Annotated in this window: 17 protein-coding genes; 8 read left to right on the top strand and 9 right to left on the bottom strand. The window is 67.5% G+C overall.

Features of this window, described 5'->3' with window-relative positions:
* Positions 1-119: 119 nt before the first annotated feature.
* From recJ to purU, 4 genes are all read right to left on the bottom strand, one after another.
* Positions 120-1,841 (bottom strand): single-stranded-DNA-specific exonuclease RecJ, encoded by a 1,722-nt coding sequence (recJ, locus tag H5U26_RS07900; RefSeq protein WP_290618399.1) that lies wholly within the window; start codon positions 1,839-1,841, stop codon positions 120-122.
* Positions 1,838-2,767, bottom strand: coding sequence for a hypothetical protein (locus H5U26_RS07895; protein ID WP_290618397.1), 930 nt, complete (start codon positions 2,765-2,767; stop codon positions 1,838-1,840). Before H5U26_RS07895 ends, recJ begins: the two co-directional genes overlap by 4 nt.
* Before the next feature lie 92 nt (positions 2,768-2,859).
* Positions 2,860-3,888 (bottom strand): 2-hydroxyacid dehydrogenase, encoded by a 1,029-nt coding sequence (locus H5U26_RS07890; protein WP_290618395.1) that lies wholly within the window; start codon positions 3,886-3,888, stop codon positions 2,860-2,862.
* A gap of 150 nt (positions 3,889-4,038) precedes the next feature.
* Positions 4,039-4,896: a formyltetrahydrofolate deformylase gene (gene purU / locus H5U26_RS07885; RefSeq protein ID WP_290618393.1), complete on the bottom strand. Its 858-nt coding sequence runs from the start codon at positions 4,894-4,896 to the stop codon at positions 4,039-4,041.
* 108 nt (positions 4,897-5,004) lie between these two features.
* Between purU and H5U26_RS07880 the strand changes: the two genes are divergently transcribed.
* The 4 genes from H5U26_RS07880 (at position 5,005) to H5U26_RS07865 (ending at position 9,060) form a co-directional block, all read left to right on the top strand.
* On the top strand, positions 5,005-6,483 hold the full coding sequence (locus H5U26_RS07880; protein ID WP_290618391.1) for an FAD-linked oxidase C-terminal domain-containing protein: 1,479 nt from the start codon (positions 5,005-5,007) through the stop codon (positions 6,481-6,483).
* Between the two features lie 2 nt (positions 6,484-6,485).
* Complete coding sequence (gene glcE, locus H5U26_RS07875; protein WP_290618389.1) at positions 6,486-7,535, top strand: glycolate oxidase subunit GlcE; 1,050 nt, start codon at positions 6,486-6,488, stop codon at positions 7,533-7,535.
* A gap of 112 nt (positions 7,536-7,647) precedes the next feature.
* A complete protein-coding gene (locus H5U26_RS07870) occupies positions 7,648-8,241 on the top strand; it encodes a hypothetical protein (protein ID WP_290618387.1) in 594 nt (197 codons plus the stop codon).
* A gap of 405 nt (positions 8,242-8,646) precedes the next feature.
* Positions 8,647-9,060 carry a hypothetical protein gene (locus H5U26_RS07865; protein ID WP_290618385.1) on the top strand — a complete coding sequence of 138 codons (414 nt, stop codon included), beginning with the start codon at positions 8,647-8,649 and terminating at the stop codon, positions 9,058-9,060.
* A gap of 251 nt (positions 9,061-9,311) precedes the next feature.
* On the opposite strand, the gene H5U26_RS07860 is transcribed toward H5U26_RS07865, so the two are convergent.
* The 5 genes from H5U26_RS07860 to mnmG form a co-directional block, all read right to left on the bottom strand.
* Positions 9,312-10,724 carry a DUF2628 domain-containing protein gene (locus H5U26_RS07860; protein WP_290618383.1) on the bottom strand — a complete coding sequence of 471 codons (1,413 nt, stop codon included), beginning with the start codon at positions 10,722-10,724 and terminating at the stop codon, positions 9,312-9,314.
* 184 nt (positions 10,725-10,908) lie between these two features.
* The gene (locus tag H5U26_RS07855) at positions 10,909-11,754 is read right to left on the bottom strand and encodes a ParB/RepB/Spo0J family partition protein (RefSeq protein WP_290618381.1); all 846 of its coding nucleotides are present in this window, start codon (positions 11,752-11,754) and stop codon (positions 10,909-10,911) included.
* On the bottom strand, positions 11,754-12,527 hold the full coding sequence (locus H5U26_RS07850) for a ParA family protein (RefSeq protein ID WP_290618379.1): 774 nt from the start codon (positions 12,525-12,527) through the stop codon (positions 11,754-11,756). The genes H5U26_RS07855 and H5U26_RS07850 overlap by 1 nt, the downstream gene beginning before the upstream one ends.
* Positions 12,528-12,562: 35 nt before the next feature.
* Positions 12,563-13,225, bottom strand: coding sequence for a 16S rRNA (guanine(527)-N(7))-methyltransferase RsmG (gene rsmG / locus H5U26_RS07845; RefSeq protein WP_290618377.1), 663 nt, complete (start codon positions 13,223-13,225; stop codon positions 12,563-12,565).
* A complete protein-coding gene (gene mnmG / locus H5U26_RS07840) occupies positions 13,215-15,104 on the bottom strand; it encodes a tRNA uridine-5-carboxymethylaminomethyl(34) synthesis enzyme MnmG (RefSeq protein WP_290618375.1) in 1,890 nt (629 codons plus the stop codon). Before mnmG ends, rsmG begins: the two co-directional genes overlap by 11 nt.
* A gap of 87 nt (positions 15,105-15,191) precedes the next feature.
* On the opposite strand from mnmG, the gene miaB reads away from it, so the two are divergent.
* From miaB to H5U26_RS07820, 4 genes are read left to right on the top strand one after another with little or no spacing between them, the layout of a single operon-like run.
* Entirely contained in the window at positions 15,192-16,538 is a 1,347-nt protein-coding gene (gene miaB, locus H5U26_RS07835; protein WP_290618373.1) for a tRNA (N6-isopentenyl adenosine(37)-C2)-methylthiotransferase MiaB, read from the top strand.
* Positions 16,535-17,515: a PhoH family protein gene (locus H5U26_RS07830; RefSeq protein WP_290618371.1), complete on the top strand. Its 981-nt coding sequence runs from the start codon at positions 16,535-16,537 to the stop codon at positions 17,513-17,515. The genes miaB and H5U26_RS07830 overlap by 4 nt, the downstream gene beginning before the upstream one ends.
* Complete coding sequence (gene ybeY, locus H5U26_RS07825) at positions 17,478-17,984, top strand: rRNA maturation RNase YbeY (RefSeq protein WP_290618369.1); 507 nt, start codon at positions 17,478-17,480, stop codon at positions 17,982-17,984. Before H5U26_RS07830 ends, ybeY begins: the two co-directional genes overlap by 38 nt.
* On the top strand, positions 17,981-18,835 hold the full coding sequence (locus tag H5U26_RS07820) for a transporter associated domain-containing protein (RefSeq protein ID WP_290618367.1): 855 nt from the start codon (positions 17,981-17,983) through the stop codon (positions 18,833-18,835). Before ybeY ends, H5U26_RS07820 begins: the two co-directional genes overlap by 4 nt.
* Positions 18,836-18,841 lie beyond the last annotated feature (6 nt).

Here is an 18,841-nt window from a genome sequence, read left to right as displayed (position 1 = left end):
AATTCGAGCAATTCGGCCCGAGGGCGGCCTCCCACATCGAGAACCGCTGCGGCTTCAGCCGCGAATCTGCGGCGAGCACACCGGGTGGGTCCTGACCAAACGCCGCCGGACCGGAGGCCTCACACCGGCGCCAGCCCCTCCACCAGCAACTGCAACTGGCGCTCGCCCCGCCAGGCGTTGACCTGCGGTCGGTAGGCCACGCGCAGGTGCGATCCCAGCTGCTCGCGCAGCGCCGCTGCGCGCCAGGCGATGGCCGCAACTGCCTCGCCGCCGGCCGGCGGCGCCAGCAGCAGGCGCAGGTGATCGGCGCCCACCATGCGCGCCTCGCGCAGCTCGAATTCATCGTCGAACAGCGGCGCCGCAAAGCCCTGGCCCCACGGTCCGGCGCCGTGCAGGCGTTCGGCCAGGTCCAGCGTCAGCAGCGCCGGGTCGAGCGCGCCGTCGCTGAGCAGGGCGTCCTCGGGCAGAACCCCGCCGGTTTGTTCGAGCACCGCATCCGCCAGCGCCGCCGCAAAGGCGGGCAGATGTTCGCCCGCCAGCGTCAGGCCGGCCGCCATCGCATGACCGCCGAATTTTTCGATCAGTCCCGGCTGGCGTGCCGCCACCGCGGCCAATGCATCGCGTATGTGCACGCCGGGCAGCGAGCGGGCCGAGCCGCGCCAGCGGCCGTCTTCGGCCGGTGCGAAGGCGACCGCCGGGCGGCCGTGACGCTCGCGCAGGCGCGCTGCGATGATGCCGATCACGCCCGGGTGCCAGTCGGCGTCGTGCAGGCACAGCGCCGCCGGCAGCGGGTCGGGCAGGGCGCGGGTCAGCGCCGTGGCCTGGGCCTGCATCTGCGCCTCCACGGCGCGGCGGTCCTGGTTCAGCGCGTCGAGCTGGGCCGCCATGTCAGCCGCGGCGCTTGGGTCGTCGGTCAACAGGCATTCGATCCCCAGGCTCATGTCGTCCATGCGCCCGGCGGCGTTCAGGCGCGGCCCGGCGCGAAAGGCCAGATCGCCCGCAGTCACCTGCGTGCGCTGCGGCGCAAGGCTCAGCAGCGCGCGCACGCCGGGCTGGCCGCCGCCGGCGTTGAGTCTGGCCAGGCCCTGCGCCACCAGCAGGCGGTTGTTGTAGTCGAGCGGCACCACGTCGGCCACCGTGCCCAGCGCCACCAGGTCGAGCAGGCGGGCCAGATTCGGTTCGGGCCGCCCGCCGCCGAACCAGCCGTCCGCGCGCAGCCGGGCCCGCAGTGCCAGCAGCAGGTAGAACATCACCCCCACGCCGGCCAGATGCTTGCTCGCAAAGCCATCGCCCGGCAGGCGTGGATTGACGATGGCGTCGGCCGGCGGCAGCCGTTCGCCCGGCAGGTGGTGGTCGGTGACGATCACCGGCACGCCGGCGGCGCGCAGGCGGGCGATGCCGTCCAGGCTGGCGATGCCGTTGTCGACTGTGATGAGCAGGTCCGGCCGGCGGGCGAGGGCGGCTTCGGCGACCTCGAGCGACAGGCCGTAGCCGGTGGTAAAGCGGCTCGGCACCAGGTAATCGACCGCTGCGGCGCCCAGCGCGCGCAGGCCGCGCACCGCCAGCGCGCAGCCGGTGGCGCCGTCGGCGTCGTAATCGGCCGCCACCAGCAGCCGTCCACCGCCGGTCAGCACCCGCGCCGCGAGCCGGGTTGCCGCATCGATGCCGAGCAGCGAATGGGGCGGCAACAGGCGCTCGGTGGCATAGCCGATCTCGTCCGCGACCACGCCGCGCGTGGCATAGACCCGTGCCAGCACCGGGCAGCCGAGGCGGGCTTCGAGCGCGGCGACCTGCTGCGCCGGCGGCGTCGGACGGCGCCGGATCGTCTGCCCGAGTTTCACCGCAGTGCGCGGCGGCGCAGGCCACGGCGCAGCCGCGCCAGCAGGCTGCGCCGCTGCAAGTGAAAGCGTGCGCCGCCCGCATGCAGCGTGATGGCTTCCAGTCGTCCGCCGTCGAGCGCGGCCTGCAAGGCATCGAGCCAGTGCGCGGCGCGTTCCGGTGCCGCCGCGTCGGCCGCCAGCCCGAGCAGCGCGTGACCTGCGGGCAGGGCATCGAGCCACTCGGTGACCGATTCTGGCGCCGCCTGCGGCGCGCACCCGGCCAGGCGGGCAAGCCCGCCGATGAGGGCTTGATCGGTCCACACGGTATCGAAGGGCGCCGGCGGGAGGACAGGCGTCATTCCGCCGCCCCACAGCCACAGGCCGTTGGCCGGCGGCAGGTCGCGCGCCTCGCGGGCCAGATTTGGCGCGGCATCGAACAGCAGCATCTGCAGCTCGTTCAGCCAGCCCTGCCAGCGGGGCGCGTGTGTGCCGCGCGGCTGGCCGGCGGCCACATCCCCACCGGGCAGGCTGTCGGGCGGGCAGGTCCGGACATCCGGCGTATCGGTACTCTCCACATACCAGCGCTGCGGCGCGCCAAACCGCCACTGCACGCCGGGAATCACGCCGGCTTCGCTGACCCGGTCGAACAGCTCGCGGGCGTCCGCTTCCGAAAGCGGCGTCTGGGTGAGTTCAATCAGGCGCAGCGTGGCGCCGGACGGCATCAGGCACACCGGGTCCAGGCGTGCACACCAGGCCGGCGGCGACGTGCTGAAATCGTGGGTGTAGGTGATGGCCGCCAGCGGCAGATCGGGGCCGCTCAGGCCGAACAGGGCGCAGGCGTCGGCGGCGGAATCGCCCGCCGGCGTGGCAACGGGCGTGAGACCGGACACGGCGGCCAGATGAGCGGCCGGGACGCCGGAGAAATGAACGGTGAGGCGGGCGGACATGCGCGGCGAGTGTGCCAGAAACGGCCATCGCTCAAGGAAAGCATGCCCCCGGCACGTGCGGCCGGGGGCATCGAGCAATCAACGGATTACTGTCAACCGATCTTGGCCAGGCGCGCCTTCCAGCGCTCGATGGCCTCGGGGTTCTTGGTGTACAGCGGCGGCTCGCCGCGCAGCACGCGCTCGACGTTGGCCTTTGCAGCCACCGGCAGCGAGGCCATCACATCGTAGGAGTGGCCGATGATGTGCGGCGTCAGGATCACGTTGTCTGAGCCCACGAACTCGCGCAGCGGGCTGCTCATCGGCAGCGGTTCCTCGACGAAGGCATCCAGTGCCGCGCCGGCGATCGCGCCTTCCTTGAGCACCTTGTACACGGCGGCTTCGTCCAGCGCCGCGCCGCGGGCGGTGTTGACCAGGTACGCCGTCGGCTTCATCAGGCGCAGCTCGCGCTCGCCGATCATGGCCCGCGTCTGGTCGGTCACCGTCACGTGCAGGCTGACGAAGTCCGAGCGCTTCAGCAGCTCGTCAAGCTCCACCTTCTTGGTGCCGGCCGGCGCCTTGTCCTGCGGCACGTAGGGGTCGAAGTAGAGGATCTCGGTTTCCCAGCCCTGCAGGCGGTCGACCACGCCGCGCGCGATGCGGCCCATGCCGACCAGACCGATGGTGCGGCCGCGCACGCTGCGGGCCGTGAGCTCGCGCGGCCGGGGTGCGTTTTCCGCCAGCAGGCGCTGCTTGAACGGCAGCTGCATGGCCAGCGCCGCGATGAACAGCACGGTCGCCTCGGACATGCCTAAGAAGTTCTCCGGCGTGGCGCCGTGGCCGACGATGATGCCAAGCTCGGTGGCGGCGTCGACGTCGATGCTCTCGACCCCGATCACCGGCGACATGATGGCCCGCAGGCGCGGCGCGGCTTCCATGATCGAGCGGTCGATCTTGGTGATGGGGCTGGCCACGATCACGTCGGTGCGACCGAACAGCCGCTCATAGTCGGCCGGGTTGTAGACGGTGAAACCCGGGCCGGTGGCCGCCGGGCCGCGGATGATTTCGCAGTCGAGCGTGCCGAGTGCGTCGGCCAGCACGTCCGAAATCCAGTCCGTGGAAACAAAAATGACCCCCTTGCTCATGCGGATTCTCCTCGCGCAGTGTGTGGATGCGGATGGCGTGGTGCGCCGACGGACGCCGTCACCGGCACCGACCGACCGTTTGGATTGTAGGTGGCGGCAGTTGTGCGCGCCAAATGGCGTCCAGGCTTTGAGCGAGCGCCGAGCGACGGCTCAGTCGAACACCACGGTCTTGTTGCCGTAGGCCAGGATGCGGTGTTCCAGGTGCCAGCGCACGGCGCGCGAGAGGACCATCTTCTCCACGTCGCGGCCTTTCTGGATCAGGTTTTCGACCTGGTCGCGGTGCGACACGCGGATCACGTCCTGTTCGATGATCGGCCCCTCGTCCAGGGTGTCGGTGACGTAGTGACTGGTGGCGCCGATGATCTTGACGCCGCGCTCGAAGGCCCGGTGGTAGGGGCGGGCGCCCAGGAAGGCCGGCAGGAAGGAGTGGTGGATGTTGATGATGCGCGCCGGGTAACGGGCCACGAAGCGCGGCCCCAGAATCTGCATGTAGCGCGCCAGCACGATCAGATCCACGGCGTTCTGTTCGAGCAGGGCCAGCTGCGCCGCCTCGGCATCGGTCTTGCCTTCCGGGGTCACCTCGATCAGGTGAAACGGCACGTCGTAGAACTCGACCAGCTGGCGCGTGTCCTCGTGGTTGCTGATCACCAGCGGAATGTCGCAGTACAGTTCGCCGGCGCGGTGGCGGTACAGCAGGTCGGCCAGGCAGTGGTCGTAGCGGGAGGCGAAGATGGCCACCCGCTGGCGCCGGTCGGATTCTTCCAGCCGCCAGTGCAGGGCATGCTTTTCGGCCAGCGGCGTAAAGGCGGTGGTGAAGTCGGCGGCCGACATGTCGAAGCCGGCCAGCGACCATTCCACGCGCATGAAAAACAGCCCGGCGGCGATGTCCACGTGCTGGTCGGCGTGCAGGATGTTGGCGCCGTGGCGGTACAGGAAGTCCGCGACGGCGGCGACGAGGCCGCGCTGGTCGGGACAGGTAACGAGCAGGATGGCGGTGTTGCGGGACATGTTCGGCGGCTTGGGCGGCTTCTTTGCGGCGCAGAACTATAAGCCAATCCGCGGCGCCGACCTGTCCTTTGGACGCAGCGGCTACCATTGCTGCCATCTGGAGGGGCCATGCACGTCACTGAATCCCGAACCGCGGATCACGCCGGCCTGCTGGCGGCGCTGCGCCGCGTACTGCCGGCGGACGGCCTGCTGACGGCCGAGGCCGAGCGCCGCGTCTACGAGTGCGACGCGCTTTCGAACTACCGCGCCCTGCCGCTGGCGGTGGCGTTGCCGGAGACGGTGCAGCAGGTGCAGGCGCTGCTGCGGCTGTGCAAGGAGCACGGCGTGCCGGTGGTGCCGCGCGGCGCCGGGACCGGGCTGTCGGCCGGCGCGCTGCCGCGCACGGACGGCATCCTGCTGTCCATGACGCGCTTTGACCGCATCCTGGAAATCGACCCCGACAACCGCATCGCCCGCGTGCAGCCGGGCGTGCGCAACCTGGCCGTGTCCGAGGCAGCCGCGCCGCATGGGTTGTTCTACGCGCCGGACCCGTCCTCGCAGTTCGCCTCCAGCATCGGCGGCAACATCGCCGAGAACTCGGGCGGCGTGCACTGCGTCAAGTACGGCCTGACCACCCACAACCTGCTCGAAGTGACGCTGGTCACCATGGACGGCGATCTGCTGACCCTGGGCAGCGGCGGCCTGGATGGCCCCGGTTACGACCTGTTGGCGCTGGTCACCGGTTCCGAGGGCATGCTCGGCGTGGTGGTGGAGGCGCGCCTGAAACTGCTGCCGCTGCCCGAATCCATCGTGCTGCTGCAGGCGGCGTTTCCGGACCTGGAGCGCGCCGGGCGGGCGGTGATGGACATCGTCGCCGCCGGCGTGGTGCCGGCCGGGCTCGAAATGATGGACCAGGTGGCCATCGAGGTGGTCGAGGGCTACATCCAGATGGGCCTGCCGGTGGATGCCGCGGCGCTGCTGCTGTGCGAACTCGACGGCGCCACGGCGGAGGTCGAGGCCCAGCTCGAACGCGTGCAGGCACTGATGCGTGCCTGTGGCGGCTACGACCTGCGCCTGGCGCGCGATGCGGACGAGCGCACGCGCCTGTGGGCCGGGCGCAAGGGCGCGTTTCCGGCCATGGGCCGCGTGTCGCCGGATTTCTACATCGTCGATGCCACCGTGCCGCGCCGGCACCTGTCCGGCATCCTGCGCCGCATCGGCGAGCTGGCCGAGGAGTACGGCCAGCGCGTGGCGACGGCGTTTCATGCCGGCGACGGCAACCTGCACCCACTGATCCTGTACGACGGCGGCGTGCCCGAGCAGGTGGAGCGCACCGAAAAACTCGCCAGCCGCATCCTGGACGAATGCCTGGCCGTGGGCGGCACCATCACCGGCGAGCACGGCATCGGCGCCGAGAAGATCGACAAGGCCTGCCGGCAGTTCGCCGACCCGGTGCTGGAGGACTACTTCGCCGTCAAGCGGGCCTTCGATCCTTCGGGCCTGCTCAACCCCGGCAAGGCCATCCCGACGCTGACCCGCTGCGCCGAGCTGCGCGGCAGCCACGTGCACCACGGCCACCTGCCGCACCCGGAACTGGATCGGTTTTGAGCATGGACCAGGATCACACCGAGGCGCTTGTCGGCGCCGTGCGGCGCGCCATCGAAACGCGCCAGCCGCTGCGCGCCCACGGCCACGGCAGCAAGGCGTTTTATGGCAACCCGCGCGCCGGCGAGGCGCTCCACATCACGGGCCACCGCGGCGTGCTCAGTTACGAGCCGGGGGATCTGGTCATCACCGCCCGCGCCGGCACGCCGCTGGCAGAGATCGACGCCGTGCTGGCCGCGCAGGGGCAGATGCTCGGCTTCGAGCCGCCGCAGTTCGGCGGTCGCGGCACGCTGGGCGGCGCCATCGCGGCGGGTCTTTCCGGCCCGCGCCGGCCGTGGGCGGGCGCGGCGCGCGACTTCGTGCTCGGCGTGCGGGCCATCAACGGCCGCGGCGAATCGGTGCGCTACGGCGGCGAGACCATCAAGAACGTCGCCGGCTACGACCTGGCACGCCTGTACGCCGGCTCGCTCGGCGCCTTTGGCGTGCTGCTCGAAGCCTCGCTGCGCGTGCTGCCGGTGCCGGAAACGGAACTCACGCTGGTGCTGGAACCCGCCGATCCGCTGCAGGCGATGATCGACTGGCAGCGCCGGCCCTGGCCGCTGTCCGGCCTGTGCGTGGACGACGGACGGGTGTGCCTGCGCCTGTCGGGCACCGCCGATGGCGTCAACGCCGCGCGCCAGCAGATTGGCGGCGAGGAACTGCCGGCCGGCGCCGCCTTCTGGCAGGCGCTACGCAATCTCGAACTGCCCTTCTTCGCGGGCGACGCGCCGCTGTGGCGCGTGTCCCTGCCGCCGGCCACACCGCCGCTCGACTTGCCCGGCGACTGGTTGCTCGACTGGGGCGGCGCCCAGCGCTGGCTGCGCAGCCCGGCACCACCGGCGCAGGTCTGGGCGAAAGCCGCCGCCGCGCATGGCCACGCCACGCTGATGCGCGGCGGGGATCGCAGCGGTGGCGTGTTCCAGCCGGTCTCGGCGGCGCAGGCGGCCATCGAGCGGCGGCTCAGAGCGGAGCTTGATTTGGATGGCGTTTTCGGTGGCGGTAGGGCGGCACGTTGAGCTTTGGAACACTCGGCAAAACGGCGCAAGGCCCTACGCTTGTTACGCCTACGCGGGCCTGGCCTTTGCTACGTTAGCCGCACCAGAAAGGACTTTTACGCGTGGAGGCATCATGAACAAAGCCCGTTTCCTCGTTGTGGCGCTGCTGTTCGCGGCGGGGCTTGCCGCGTGCGGCCAGAATGCCGCGACGGCGGAGAATGCCGCCGCCACAGAGGGCGCGGCAGAAACGGAAACCGGAAGCGCGCCGGACGCTTCCGCTGCTGCCGCACAAGCCGATACCGGCACCGCAAACCAAGCCGCCGCACCGGCTGCGCCGGAAACCGCGCCTGCCACCGCACAAGCGGCCACGATCGCCGCGCTGCCGCTCAAGCGCGGCTATTACGTCGCCAGCGATACGCCCTGCGGCCAAGCCTCAAACGCGACGGTCATGCTGCTCCGCCGCGAGGGCATCGGCGGTGCGCGTGACTTCTGCGAGTTCAAGAACATCGAGCAAACGGGGCCGAACACCTACCGCGTCACCGAAGCCTGCGGGGATTTGCAGGACAATGCTTCGCCGGAAACCAGCGTCACGACCTACACGCTCGAGGGCGATGCGGCATTCACATCCAAGAGCGCAGACGGCTGGGAGCGCAGCGCCCGCTATTGCGCCCAATCGAACATGCCGCCCGACTTTCGCGCCAACGATATCAGCGATGTAACGGACTGATACCGAAAACGTCGATTTCTTCTCTCCAGTCGCAGGAGCCCAGTCTATATGAACTGGTTGCGCAGCCTGGCACCACTGGCACAGGTCTGGGCGACAGCCGCCGCGCATGGCCACGCCACGTAAATCTGTCGCGGGGATCGAAGCGGCGGCGTGTTTCAGCCGGCGTCGGCGGCGCAGGCGGCCATCGAGCGGCGGCTCAAGGCGGAGCTTGATCCGGCTGGGGCTTTTGTGGCGGGAGGGCGGTAAGTTGAGTGTTGGAAGACTTGGATATGCGCCGCAATGCGCTACGCTTATTGCGCGGGCTGGATCAAGTAAATAGGGTGGTTGGTCTAACAATTCATACAAGCCGACACCGCTTCGCGGCGCGGCTTAATTCAGGCGTTATGTTTCTCGGGCAGATTGCGCATGCACATGGATATAAATCTATTAACAGCCTTGATCGGTATTGCTGCCGGTGCATTGGGTTATTGGCTCTCGATTTTTCATATCCAACCGATCCTGCGATTTAACGATGTTAGAAATCAAGTGCTAATGGATTTCATTTACTACGCGCAAGTGGTAAATGCCGTCGAGCTTAATGATGAAATGCAAAATCTATATCACGAGCGCGTACTTGCTAATCGTAAGGCATCGGCTCAACTATTTGCGGCAACTCAATGCCTGCCATGTTGGTATCGCTACTATCTCAAACTTAAAAAATGGGCTCCAGAAGAAGCAGCAAAAAATCTAATTCTATTTTCAAACACAACCGAATATGAAAAGGCTGCCAAGGTTCAGGCCTTTATAAGGAAAAAAATTGGGCTACCCCCCGAAACATAAACCGTCAGTCGAGAGGGACTGCGCAAAGTCCGGTAGGTTGGGCTGACGCAGGAAGCCCAACATCGGTTACACGGATAATACCGCAGCATAAGGGTTGCCGCCTGCAACCTGCCCGACGGAGCGCTTTCTGTGCGTGATGCTTGGGTGGGATGCAAAACGCGTAGGCTTCGCAAGCGTGTTTTTCGGACGAGGGTTGAATCTGTTGGGCTTCCTGCGTCAGCCCAACCTACACGATTGAACCATTTGCGAATTTACGTATGGCACACCGATATAAATATCGCTTCGCCAAGGGAGCGCGGCACGATGGGTTGAAATGTTTGATTCAACGAGTCGGACCAAATAGGAGCGCCATCACCCATGTGGCTGGAATACAGGGCAAAGAATACTTGCCTTATGGCGTGATTTCCGCAATCAACTTGGTGGTGTCCTACAGACGAGAGATAGAGGTTTCCGGCTTCTTCTTGCACAATATCATAATCGATAAGCACCTTGATTGTCGCGGAGCTGTCGTTTGATCTCTGACTTCCCAAATCTACGTAGACGGTATGATCGGGGGCATAATAAACGGGCGCCCATCCCGCTTTCAAGGCAGGCGCTTTCTGTAACTGTTCAACAGGTGCAGCCGGTGGCGCTTCTACCATTTTCGGTGTATCCACCACCTCACTGGAACTCGGCAGAGGGGCCTGGCCTAGCGAGCTTCCTGTTATAGATACTTGTTGGTCATAAGCGACAAGAGCCATCAAGATGGCCGAGATACCCACAAATACCTGGCCGGCCGCCACCCAACCGCCTAAAAGGTTGACGCCACCCTTATCGCCGACCTCTGAACGACCTTGCTTGTTTGATCCGGTAGTCCGTGCAGCTGCTACGACTATCTCTTTAGCCTTGGAGTAGTATGCGGCGTTAGCGTATATGCCGGAGGCGATATGTACGGCAATCAGAGAAATAAATCCAAGTCCCGCCGCTCCTTCTGTCATTGCCATAAAGCAAAAAGCCGAAGTCAAGAAAAGTACAATGGACCATCCATACAATTTCCGATAAATCGCCCAACCGTAGGTAAATAAAAACGCAGACCAGTTCCAGCTGGGCTTGAAGAACTTGGCGGTGTACTCGTAGATAGAAAATGAATCGAAGGTGGGTGTGAGCTTGGGCTTTTGCTGAGCAAATTTCTCGAATCGTGGAAGATAATAGCGCAGGCCTTTCTTTCCAATAAAGGTTTCACACAAGGCCAATTGCTCGCCAGAGAGCCAAGTCAACTCGTCAGCTGGGGCATGGTCACTTGCGTTTATAGAGTCGTCCGCAGCAAGATGTTCGCCGCTGGGTGGGGCATTCGGTAATGGTGTGGGTTGATTGGAAAACTTAAAAAATTTTCCATAACCCCAACCAACTGCAAAGGTCGATATTCCCAACACGCTTGTGCCAAGAAACCATCCAAAAAGCGAAAAAAGCTCGAACGTGATAAAGAATTTGTATAAAAGAGCTATGGATGACATGAGAACCACCCAGCCCGCCCATGAGCGGCCGAGCTCTGTCGGCGTTGTTGGTGGTCCGGGTGGCGCGATCAACGTACGCAAAAACCAGCCGATAATATACGAGAGGCCAACGACTATGAAAGTGAGAACGATAGCAGCAAATTTGCCGCCGTCGGCGGCCCATTCGTTCATTTCAGAGGCTCCCTGACTAGCTCAAATTGCCGGACCCGTTACCGAAAATATCGCCCTATTGCAGCCGATGTTACGTTTCCTGTGGCCAGCCTAGCGCCCGTGGGACGGGGTTGATGTAGCGCCCCTGCCTGCCGTGGCGGCGCGCAGTAGTAACCCATCGTCTATCATTGCGCCGGGTGGCCAATTACTTGATATGCCCCAGTATCCCGTCCAGCTCGTCCAGGCTGGAGTAGCGGATCACCAGCCGGCCACCGCGGCGGCCGTGTTCGATGCTGACTTTCGCGCCGAGGCGTTCTTCGAGATTCTGCTCCAGGTGCCGCACGTCGGCGCTGGGCGCGGGCTTCGTGGCGGGCGTCGTGGTCTCGCCGCGCAGTTCGCGGGCCACCAGATGCTCGGTCTGGCGCACTGACAGGCCCTGCGCTGCCACCCGCTGCGCCAGTTCGATCTGCGCCGTGCCTTCCAGCGCCAGCAGGGCGCGGGCGTGGCCCATGTCCAGCTGGCGGCTTTCGAGCAGCGCGCGCACCTGCGGCGTGAGCTGGCGCAGGCGCAGCAGGTTGCTGACCGCCACGCGCGAGCGGCCGACGGCGCGCGCCACTTGCTCGTGGGTGAGACCGAACTCGCGCGTCAGGCGTTCGAGTGCGTCGGCCTCTTCCATGGCGTTCAGGTCCTGGCGCTGGATGTTCTCGATCAGCGCCACGGCCGCCGCGGCTTCGTCGGGAATGTCGCGCACGATGGCCGGCAGTTCGTGCAGGCCGGCCAGTTGCGAGGCCCGCCAGCGCCGTTCGCCGGCGATCAGTTCGTAGCGCTGTTCGCCGATCATGCGCACCACCACCGGCTGCACCACGCCCTGGGCGCGGATGGAGTCGGCCAGGGCGGCGAGTTCTTCCTCGCCGATGTGGCGGCGCGGCTGGTAGCGGCCGCGTTCGATCTGCTCGATCGGCAGGCGCACCAGCCGTTCGCTGTTGCTGGCCGGCGCGGCGCTGCTGAGCAGCGCTTCCAGGCCACGGCCAAGTCCCCGTTTCTGGCTCATCAGCTGGCCTTCAGGTGATGCCGGCGCAGCATTTCGCCGGCCAGGGTGAGAAAGGCCGTGCTGCCGACGCAGCTGCGGTCGTAGTCGAGCACTGGCAGGCCGTGGCTGGGCGCCTCGGCCAGGCGCACGTTGCGCGGAATCACGGTGCGGTACAGGCGCTCGCCGAAGTGGCTTTGCAACTGTTCGGACACGTCGCGCGACAGGCGGCTGCGCGGGTCGAACATGCTGCGCAGGACGCCTTCCACGTGCAGGCCGGGGTTGGCGCTGCTCGCGATGTCGTTGATGGTGTCGAGCAGGTCGGACAGGCCCTCCAGCGCGTAGTACTCGCACTGCATGGGGATCAGCACGGAGCCGGCGGCGGTCAGCGCGTTCACGGTCAGCATGTCGAGCGCCGGCGGGCAGTCGATCAGCACGTAGTGGTATTCGTCGCGGATCGGGCCGAGCGCGTCGCGCAGGCGGAACTCGCGCCGCTCGATCTGCAGCAGCAGCACCTTGGCGGCGGTCAGGTCGGCGTTGGCCGGCAGCACGTCGAAGCCGGCCGGCACGGTCTGGCGCGCATCGGCCAGGGTCGCCTCGCCGGTCAGCACTTCCAGCGTGGCGGGGCTGGCGGCGCGTTTGTCGATGCCGCTGCCGGTGGTGGCGTTGCCCTGTGGGTCCAGGTCGATCAGCAGCACCCGCTGGCGCGCGCGGGCGAGACTCGCCGCCAGATTGACGGTGGTGGTGGTCTTGCCGACCCCGCCTTTCTGGTTGGCGATGGCGATGATGCGTGGCATGGATTTGGGTTCAGGAACTGCGCGGCGGCGACACTTTACCCGACCGCCCGCCGCGCCAGCACGACCAGCGTGCGCCGGTCACGGCCGGTCACGGCGGGCAGGGTCAGCGTGTCGATGTGCTCGAACTGGGCCGGCAGGTCGGTCAGTTCCGTTTCGACAGCCGGTCCCTTGAGCGCCAGTACACGGCCGCCGGGCGCGCACAGGTCGCCGATCAGGCGCAGCAGGCGAGGCAGGGGAGCGAATGCCCGTGCGATCACCACCGGGAACGGCGGGTCCGGCTGGTATTGCTCGGCGCGCTGCTGGACCACTTCGACGTTATGCAGGTCCAGCGTCAAGGCCGCATGCTGCACGAAGCGGGTCTTCTTGAGGTGGCTGTCGAGCAGCACGTGCGCCGTGTCCGGCCGGGCTATGGCCAGCGGCAGGCCGGGAAAGCCGGCGCCGGTGCCCACATCCAGCAGCCGCCCCGGCGGCAGGTGCGCCAGCACCGCCAGGCTGTCCAGCAGGTGGCCTGCCACCATGTCGGCCGGCGTGCGCAGGGCGGTGAGGTTGAAGCTGCGATTCCACTGCGCGAGCAGGCGCAGCAGGGCGATCAGCTGATCCCGGCTGGCGGCCGGCAGGTCAAGATTTAAAGCGACCAGGCCCTGGTCGAGCTGCCTGCGCGCCTGATCCCAGTCGCCGGGCGCCGCCTCAGGCGGCATCGACGGACGGACGGTTGCGGCGTTTCAGGTGCACCAGCAGCAGCGAGATGGCGGCCGGCGTGACGCCCGGCACGCGGCTGGCCTGGCCGATGGTGGCGGGCCGGGCGGCGGCGAGTTTCTGGCGCACCTCGTGCGACAGGCCGCGGATGGCGGCGTAGTCCAGATCGGCCGCCAGGGCGGTGGTTTCGGCGTGGCGCTGACGTTCGATCTCGGCCCGCTGGCGACCGAGGTAGCCGTCGTACTTGAGGTCGATTTCGAGCTGGGCGGTGGCCTCGGCATCCGCATGCGGCTCGCCCACGCCCGGCAGGCGGTGCAGGGTGGGGTAGTCGATGGTCGGACGGCGCAGCAGGTCGAGCGCCGTGCTCTCGCGCGACAGCGGGCCGCCCAGCAGCGCCAGGTCGGCTTCGTCGAGCCGCTCCGGGCGCAGCAGGATGGCGCCGAGGCGCGCTTTTTCGGCGGCGATGACGTCCTGCTTGCGGCAAAAATGCGCCCAGCGCACGTCGTCCACCAGGCCGAGCGCCCGGCCGGTTTCGGTCAGGCGCTGGTCGGCGTTGTCCTCGCGCAGCCACAGGCGGTACTCGGCCCGCGAGGTGAACATGCGGTACGGCTCGCGCGTGCCGCGGGTGGTCAGGTCGTCGATCAGCACGCCGATGTAGGCCTCGTCCCGGCGCGGCCACCAGGGTTCCAGATCCCGCGCCCGGCGCGCCGCGTTCAGGCCGGCGATCAGGCCCTGCGCGGCGGCTTCCTCGTAGCCGGTGGTGCCGTTGATCTGGCCGGCGAAGAACAGGTCGCCAAGCGCCTGGGTCTCCAGCCACGGCTGCAGCGCGCGCGGGTCGAAGAAGTCGTACTCGATGGCGTAGCCGGGGCGCAGGATGTGCGCGTGCTCGAAGCCGGCGATGGAGCGCACCAGCGCCAGCTGCACGTCGAACGGCAGGCTGGTGGAGATGCCGTTCGGGTACACCTCGCAGGTGTCCAGGCCCTCCGGTTCGACGAAAATCTGGTGCGCGGTCTTGTCGGCAAAGCGCACCACCTTGTCCTCGATGGACGGGCAGTAGCGCGGCCCGACGCCCTCGATGGCGCCGGCGTACATGGGCGAGCGGTGCAGGTTGGCGCGGATGATGTCGTGCGTGCGCTCGCTGGTGTAGGTCAGGTGGCAGCTGACCTGGCGCGGGTGCAGCCGGGCGCTGCCCAGGTACGAGAACACCGGCGTTGGCGTGTCGCCCGGCTGTTCCTGCAGGCGCGAGTAGTCGATGCTGCGCCCGTCCAGGCGTGGCGGCGTGCCGGTTTTAAGGCGCCCGACCGGCAGGCCGAGCTCGCGCAGGCGCCGCGCCAGCGCGATGGCCGGCGCATCACCGGCCCGGCCGCCGCCGTAATGCTGCTCGCCGACGTGGATGACGCCGCCCAGGAAGGTGCCGGTGGTCAGCACCACCGCGCGGGCGCTGAAACTCAGGCCCATCTGCGTGAGCACGCCGCGCACGCGGCCGTCCTCGACGATCAGGTCCTCGACGTTCTGCTGGAAAAGACTCAGGTTCGGCTGCGCCTCGACCATGCCGCGCACGGTCTGGCGGTACAGCGCCCGGTCGGCCTGGGCGCGGGTGGCGCGCACCGCCGGGCCCTTGCTGCGGTTCAGCACCCGGAACTGGATGCCGGCGCGATCGGCGGCCAGCGCCATGGCGCCGCCCAGCGCATCGATCTCGCGCACCAGGTGGCTCTTGCCGATGCCGCCGATGGCCGGGTTGCAGGACATCTGGCCGATGGTTTCCAGGTTCTGGGTCAGCAGCAGGGTCGCGGCGCCGCTGCGGGCAGCCGCCAGCGCGGCCTCGACACCGGCGTGGCCGGCGCCGACCACGATCACGTCGAAGGGGCGGTCGAACTGCATGGAAGTCACGGGCAGGGCAGGGGGAAGTCGTTATGATAGGCGGCCTTGTATACCGCTGTCAGGCTGTTTCCGGCCGTTTCCCCGCCCATGACCACGCCCCGCAAACTGCACGTCAAGACCCTCGGCTGTCAGATGAACGTGTACGACTCGCAGCGCATCGCCGATGTGCTTGCGCAGTCGCATGGTCTCGAGTCCACCGACGACCCGGCGCAGGCCGACGTGCTGCTGCTGAATACCTGTTCGATCCGCGAGAAGGCGCAAGAGAAGGTGTTCTCGGAGCTGGGCGCCTGGTGGCACGACTTCAAGCGCTACCGTCCGGAGCTGGTGATCGGCGTCGGCGGCTGCGTGGCCAGCCAGGAAGGCGACCGGCTGCGTGAGCGGGCGCCGTATGTGGACCTGATCTTCGGGCCGCAGACCATCCATCGTTTGCCGCTGCTGCTGAATCAGGCGCAGGGTCGCCAGGCGGCGGTGGACGTGAGCTTTCCCGAGATCGAGAAGTTCGATCATCTGCCGCTGCCGCGGGCGAACGGCCCGACCGCGTTCGTGTCGGCCATGGAGGGCTGCTCGAAGTACTGCAGCTTCTGCGTGGTGCCGTACACGCGCGGCGAGGAATTCAGCCGCCCGCTGCTGGACGTGCTGACCGAGGTCGCGGTCTACGCCGAGCAGGGCGTGCGCGAGGTGACGCTGCTGGGCCAGAACGTGAACGCCTACCGCGGCGCCACGCCGCGCGGCGGGGTGGCGGACCTGGCCGAACTGATACGCCAGGTGGCGCAGATCGACGGCATCGCGCGCATCCGCTTCACCACCTCGCATCCGGTGGAGTTCACGGACACGCTGGTGGCGGCCTATGCCGAGGTGCCCAAGCTCGCCCCGCACCTGCACCTGCCGGTGCAAAGCGGCTCGGACCGCATCCTGCGGGCCATGAAGCGCGGCCATACGGCGGACGAGTACCTGGAAAAAATCCGCCGCGTGCGGGCGGCGCGGCCCGGCCTGAGTCTGACCACCGACATCATCGTCGGCTTTCCGGGCGAGACCGAGGACGACTTTGCCGCCACGCTGGCCATGGTCGAGGCAGCCGGCTTCGACGAGGCCTACAGCTTCATCTATAGCGCCCGGCCCGGCACGCCGGCGGCGGCGCTGCCGGACGACACGCCGCTGGCGATCAAGAAGGAACGCCTGGCGCGGCTGCAGGCGTTGATCGAGCGGCAGTCGCAGGCTTACGTGGAAACCCTGGTCGGCAGCGTGCAGACGGTGCTGGTGGAAGGCCCGGCCAAGCGCGGTCAGGGCCGGCTGTTTGGCAGGATCGGTAACAATCGGGTGGTAAACTTTTTGGCCAGTGAGCAGCTCGTGGGTCAGTTGGTGGATTTGAAGATCACGGCGGTTTCGGTGCACACCCTGCGCGGCGAGCTGAGCGGCTCCCGCCACGCTGCATGACGGTTCCTGTTGGTTTGACGGCCGACGCCGCGGTGGCGGAAGTCACCCTGGAACCGGGCGACAACGCCCGCCTGGCCCGTATGTGCGGGCCGCTCGACGCCCACATCGGGCAGGTGGAGCGCCACTTCGGGGTGGCGATCCGCCGCCACGGTCACTCTTTCGCCATCAGCGGCGCCGCCGATCCGGTGGCCGGCGCCCGTCAGGCCCTGCAGACCATCTACGCCGAGACGGCCAGCAGCGAGGAGCTGTCGGCGGCCAAGGTGCACCTGCTGGTGCGCGGCGGTCATGCGGGCGACGACGAGCCCATCGTGGCGGTCGGCCGGCGCCTGCAGGTGCGCGCCCGCGGCCGCAGCCAGGGCGAGTACCTGCGCAGCATCCAGAACCACGACATCAATTTCGCCATCGGCCCGGCCGGCACCGGCAAGACTTATCTTGCCGTCGCCTGCGCCGTGCAGGCCCTGCTCGAAGAACAAGTGCAGCGGCTGGTGCTGGTGCGCCCAGCAGTCGAGGCGGGCGAGAAGCTCGGCTTTTTGCCCGGCGACCTGGCGCAGAAGGTCGACCCGTACCTGCGCCCGATCTACGACGCCCTGTACGAGATGCTGACCTTCGAGCGCGTCGGCAAGCTGATCGAGCGCCACGTGATCGAGATCGCCCCGCTGGCCTACATGCGCGGGCGTACGCTGAACGAGGCCTTCATCATCCTGGACGAGGCGCAGAACACCACGCCCGAGCAGATGAAGATGTTCCTGACGCGCATCGGCTTTGGATCGACTGCGGTCATCACCGGCGATGTGACGCAGATCGACCTGCCGCCCGGCAAGCCGTCCGGCCTGAAGCACGTGCTGGGCGTGCTGCAGGGCGTCGAGGGCATTTCATTCAATTTCTTCACCGCCCGCGACGTGGTCCGCCATCCGCTGGTGGAGCGCATCGTCAACGCCTATGAGCAGCACGCCGAGCCCGGCGACCAGCGAAGTTGACATCGACCGCGCCAGCACCGTGGCGGCCCCGGACGACGCGGTGTTCGTCGCCTGGGCGACGGCGGCGACGGCGGCGCTGCACCTGACCGGTGTGAACGTGGCGGTGCGGCTGGTGGACGAGGGCGAAGCCCGCCAGCTGAATCGCGACTACCGCGGCAAGGACTACGCGCCCAACGTGCTGTCGTTTCCGCTCGACGACGATTTTCCGCTGCCGCCCGGCGAGCCGCGGCCGCTGGGCGACATCGTGCTGTGCCTGCCGGTGGTGCAGGCGGAAGCCGCCGAATATGGCAAGACCTTCGAGCAGCGCCTGGCGCATCTGCTGATCCATGGCCTGCTGCACCTGGCCGGCCACAGTCACGACGAGGAGCCCCAGCGCCTGGCCATGGAAGCGCTAGAGACGGCCATCATGGCCGATCTTGGACTGCCAGACCCCTATTTGAGCGACCTCGGCGCGCTCGCCCCGCAATGAGTAGCGACAGCCACCACGGCCTGTTGCAGCGCATCAGCCACGCCCTGTTCGGCGAGCCGATCGACCGCGACTGGCTGATGCGCCACCTGAAGGACGCCGAGGCGGCGGCGGTGCTCGACGCCGGCACGCTGCGCATGATCGAGGGCGTGCTGACCATCGGCGAGCGCCAGGTGCGCGACATCATGGTGCCGCGCTCGCAGCTGGTGGTGATGCACCGGGACGACGATCTGGCGGCGCTGGTACGGGTGGTGGAGGCAAACGGCCATTCGCGCTACCCGGTGATCGGCGATGACCGCGACGAGGTGGTCGGCATCGTGCTGGCCAAGGACCTGCTGGCGTATCTGGAGCCCGGCCGGGACAGTCAGTTCAACCTGCGCGACGTGCTGCGCCCGGCCGTGTTCGTGCCCGAGAGCAAGCGCCTGAACGTGCTGCTGCGCGAGTTTCGCCAGACCCGCAACCACATGGCGATCGTGGTCGACGAGTACGGCGGCGTGGCCGGCCTGGTCACCATCGAGGACGTGCTGGAGCAGATCGTCGGCGAGATCGAGGACGAGTACGACTTCGACGAGGACGAGACCGACATCGAGCCGGCCGATGACGGCAGTGCGCTGGTGCATGGTCTGACGCCGATCGAGGACTTCAATGCCCATTTCGGCGTCAGTTTCAGTGACGAGGAGTTCGACACGGTCGGCGGGCTGCTGGCCCAGCAGTTCGGGCACCTGCCGGAAGTCGGCGAGCGGATCGAGTATCAGGGTTTCGAATTCGAGGTAACGGCCGCCGACGGGCGGCGCATTGAGCAGCTCCGGGTGCGCCGCGCGGCGGTGGTCGCCGCGGAGCCGGACGACGGCTGAGGCGCC

The sequence above is a fragment of the Immundisolibacter sp. genome (genome assembly GCF_014359565.1).
Classification (GTDB): Bacteria; Pseudomonadota; Gammaproteobacteria; order Immundisolibacterales; family Immundisolibacteraceae; genus Immundisolibacter.
Note: the sequence above shows the minus strand (reverse complement) of the source record. Positions and strands in the feature narration are given on the sequence as shown.

What these genes read in the sequence shown, in the direction of transcription:
- H5U26_RS07895 (WP_290618397.1), bottom strand. Translation starts at nt 2,767, where the DNA reads ATGTCCGCCCGCCTCACCGTTCATTTCTCCGGCGTCCCGGCCGCTCAT.
- H5U26_RS07890 (WP_290618395.1), bottom strand. Translation starts at nt 3,888, where the DNA reads ATGAGCAAGGGGGTCATTTTTGTTTCCACGGACTGGATTTCGGACGTG.
- purU (WP_290618393.1), bottom strand. Translation starts at nt 4,896, where the DNA reads ATGTCCCGCAACACCGCCATCCTGCTCGTTACCTGTCCCGACCAGCGC.
- H5U26_RS07880 (WP_290618391.1), top strand. Translation starts at nt 5,005, where the DNA reads ATGCACGTCACTGAATCCCGAACCGCGGATCACGCCGGCCTGCTGGCG.
- glcE (WP_290618389.1), top strand. Translation starts at nt 6,486, where the DNA reads ATGGACCAGGATCACACCGAGGCGCTTGTCGGCGCCGTGCGGCGCGCC.
- H5U26_RS07870 (WP_290618387.1), top strand. Translation starts at nt 7,648, where the DNA reads ATGAACAAAGCCCGTTTCCTCGTTGTGGCGCTGCTGTTCGCGGCGGGG.
- H5U26_RS07865 (WP_290618385.1), top strand. Translation starts at nt 8,647, where the DNA reads ATGCACATGGATATAAATCTATTAACAGCCTTGATCGGTATTGCTGCC.
- H5U26_RS07860 (WP_290618383.1), bottom strand. Translation starts at nt 10,724, where the DNA reads ATGAACGAATGGGCCGCCGACGGCGGCAAATTTGCTGCTATCGTTCTC.
- H5U26_RS07855 (WP_290618381.1), bottom strand. Translation starts at nt 11,754, where the DNA reads ATGAGCCAGAAACGGGGACTTGGCCGTGGCCTGGAAGCGCTGCTCAGC.
- H5U26_RS07850 (WP_290618379.1), bottom strand. Translation starts at nt 12,527, where the DNA reads ATGCCACGCATCATCGCCATCGCCAACCAGAAAGGCGGGGTCGGCAAG.
- rsmG (WP_290618377.1), bottom strand. Translation starts at nt 13,225, where the DNA reads ATGCCGCCTGAGGCGGCGCCCGGCGACTGGGATCAGGCGCGCAGGCAG.
- mnmG (WP_290618375.1), bottom strand. Translation starts at nt 15,104, where the DNA reads ATGCAGTTCGACCGCCCCTTCGACGTGATCGTGGTCGGCGCCGGCCAC.
- miaB (WP_290618373.1), top strand. Translation starts at nt 15,192, where the DNA reads ATGACCACGCCCCGCAAACTGCACGTCAAGACCCTCGGCTGTCAGATG.
- H5U26_RS07830 (WP_290618371.1), top strand. Translation starts at nt 16,535, where the DNA reads ATGACGGTTCCTGTTGGTTTGACGGCCGACGCCGCGGTGGCGGAAGTC.
- ybeY (WP_290618369.1), top strand. Translation starts at nt 17,478, where the DNA reads ATGAGCAGCACGCCGAGCCCGGCGACCAGCGAAGTTGACATCGACCGC.
- H5U26_RS07820 (WP_290618367.1), top strand. Translation starts at nt 17,981, where the DNA reads ATGAGTAGCGACAGCCACCACGGCCTGTTGCAGCGCATCAGCCACGCC.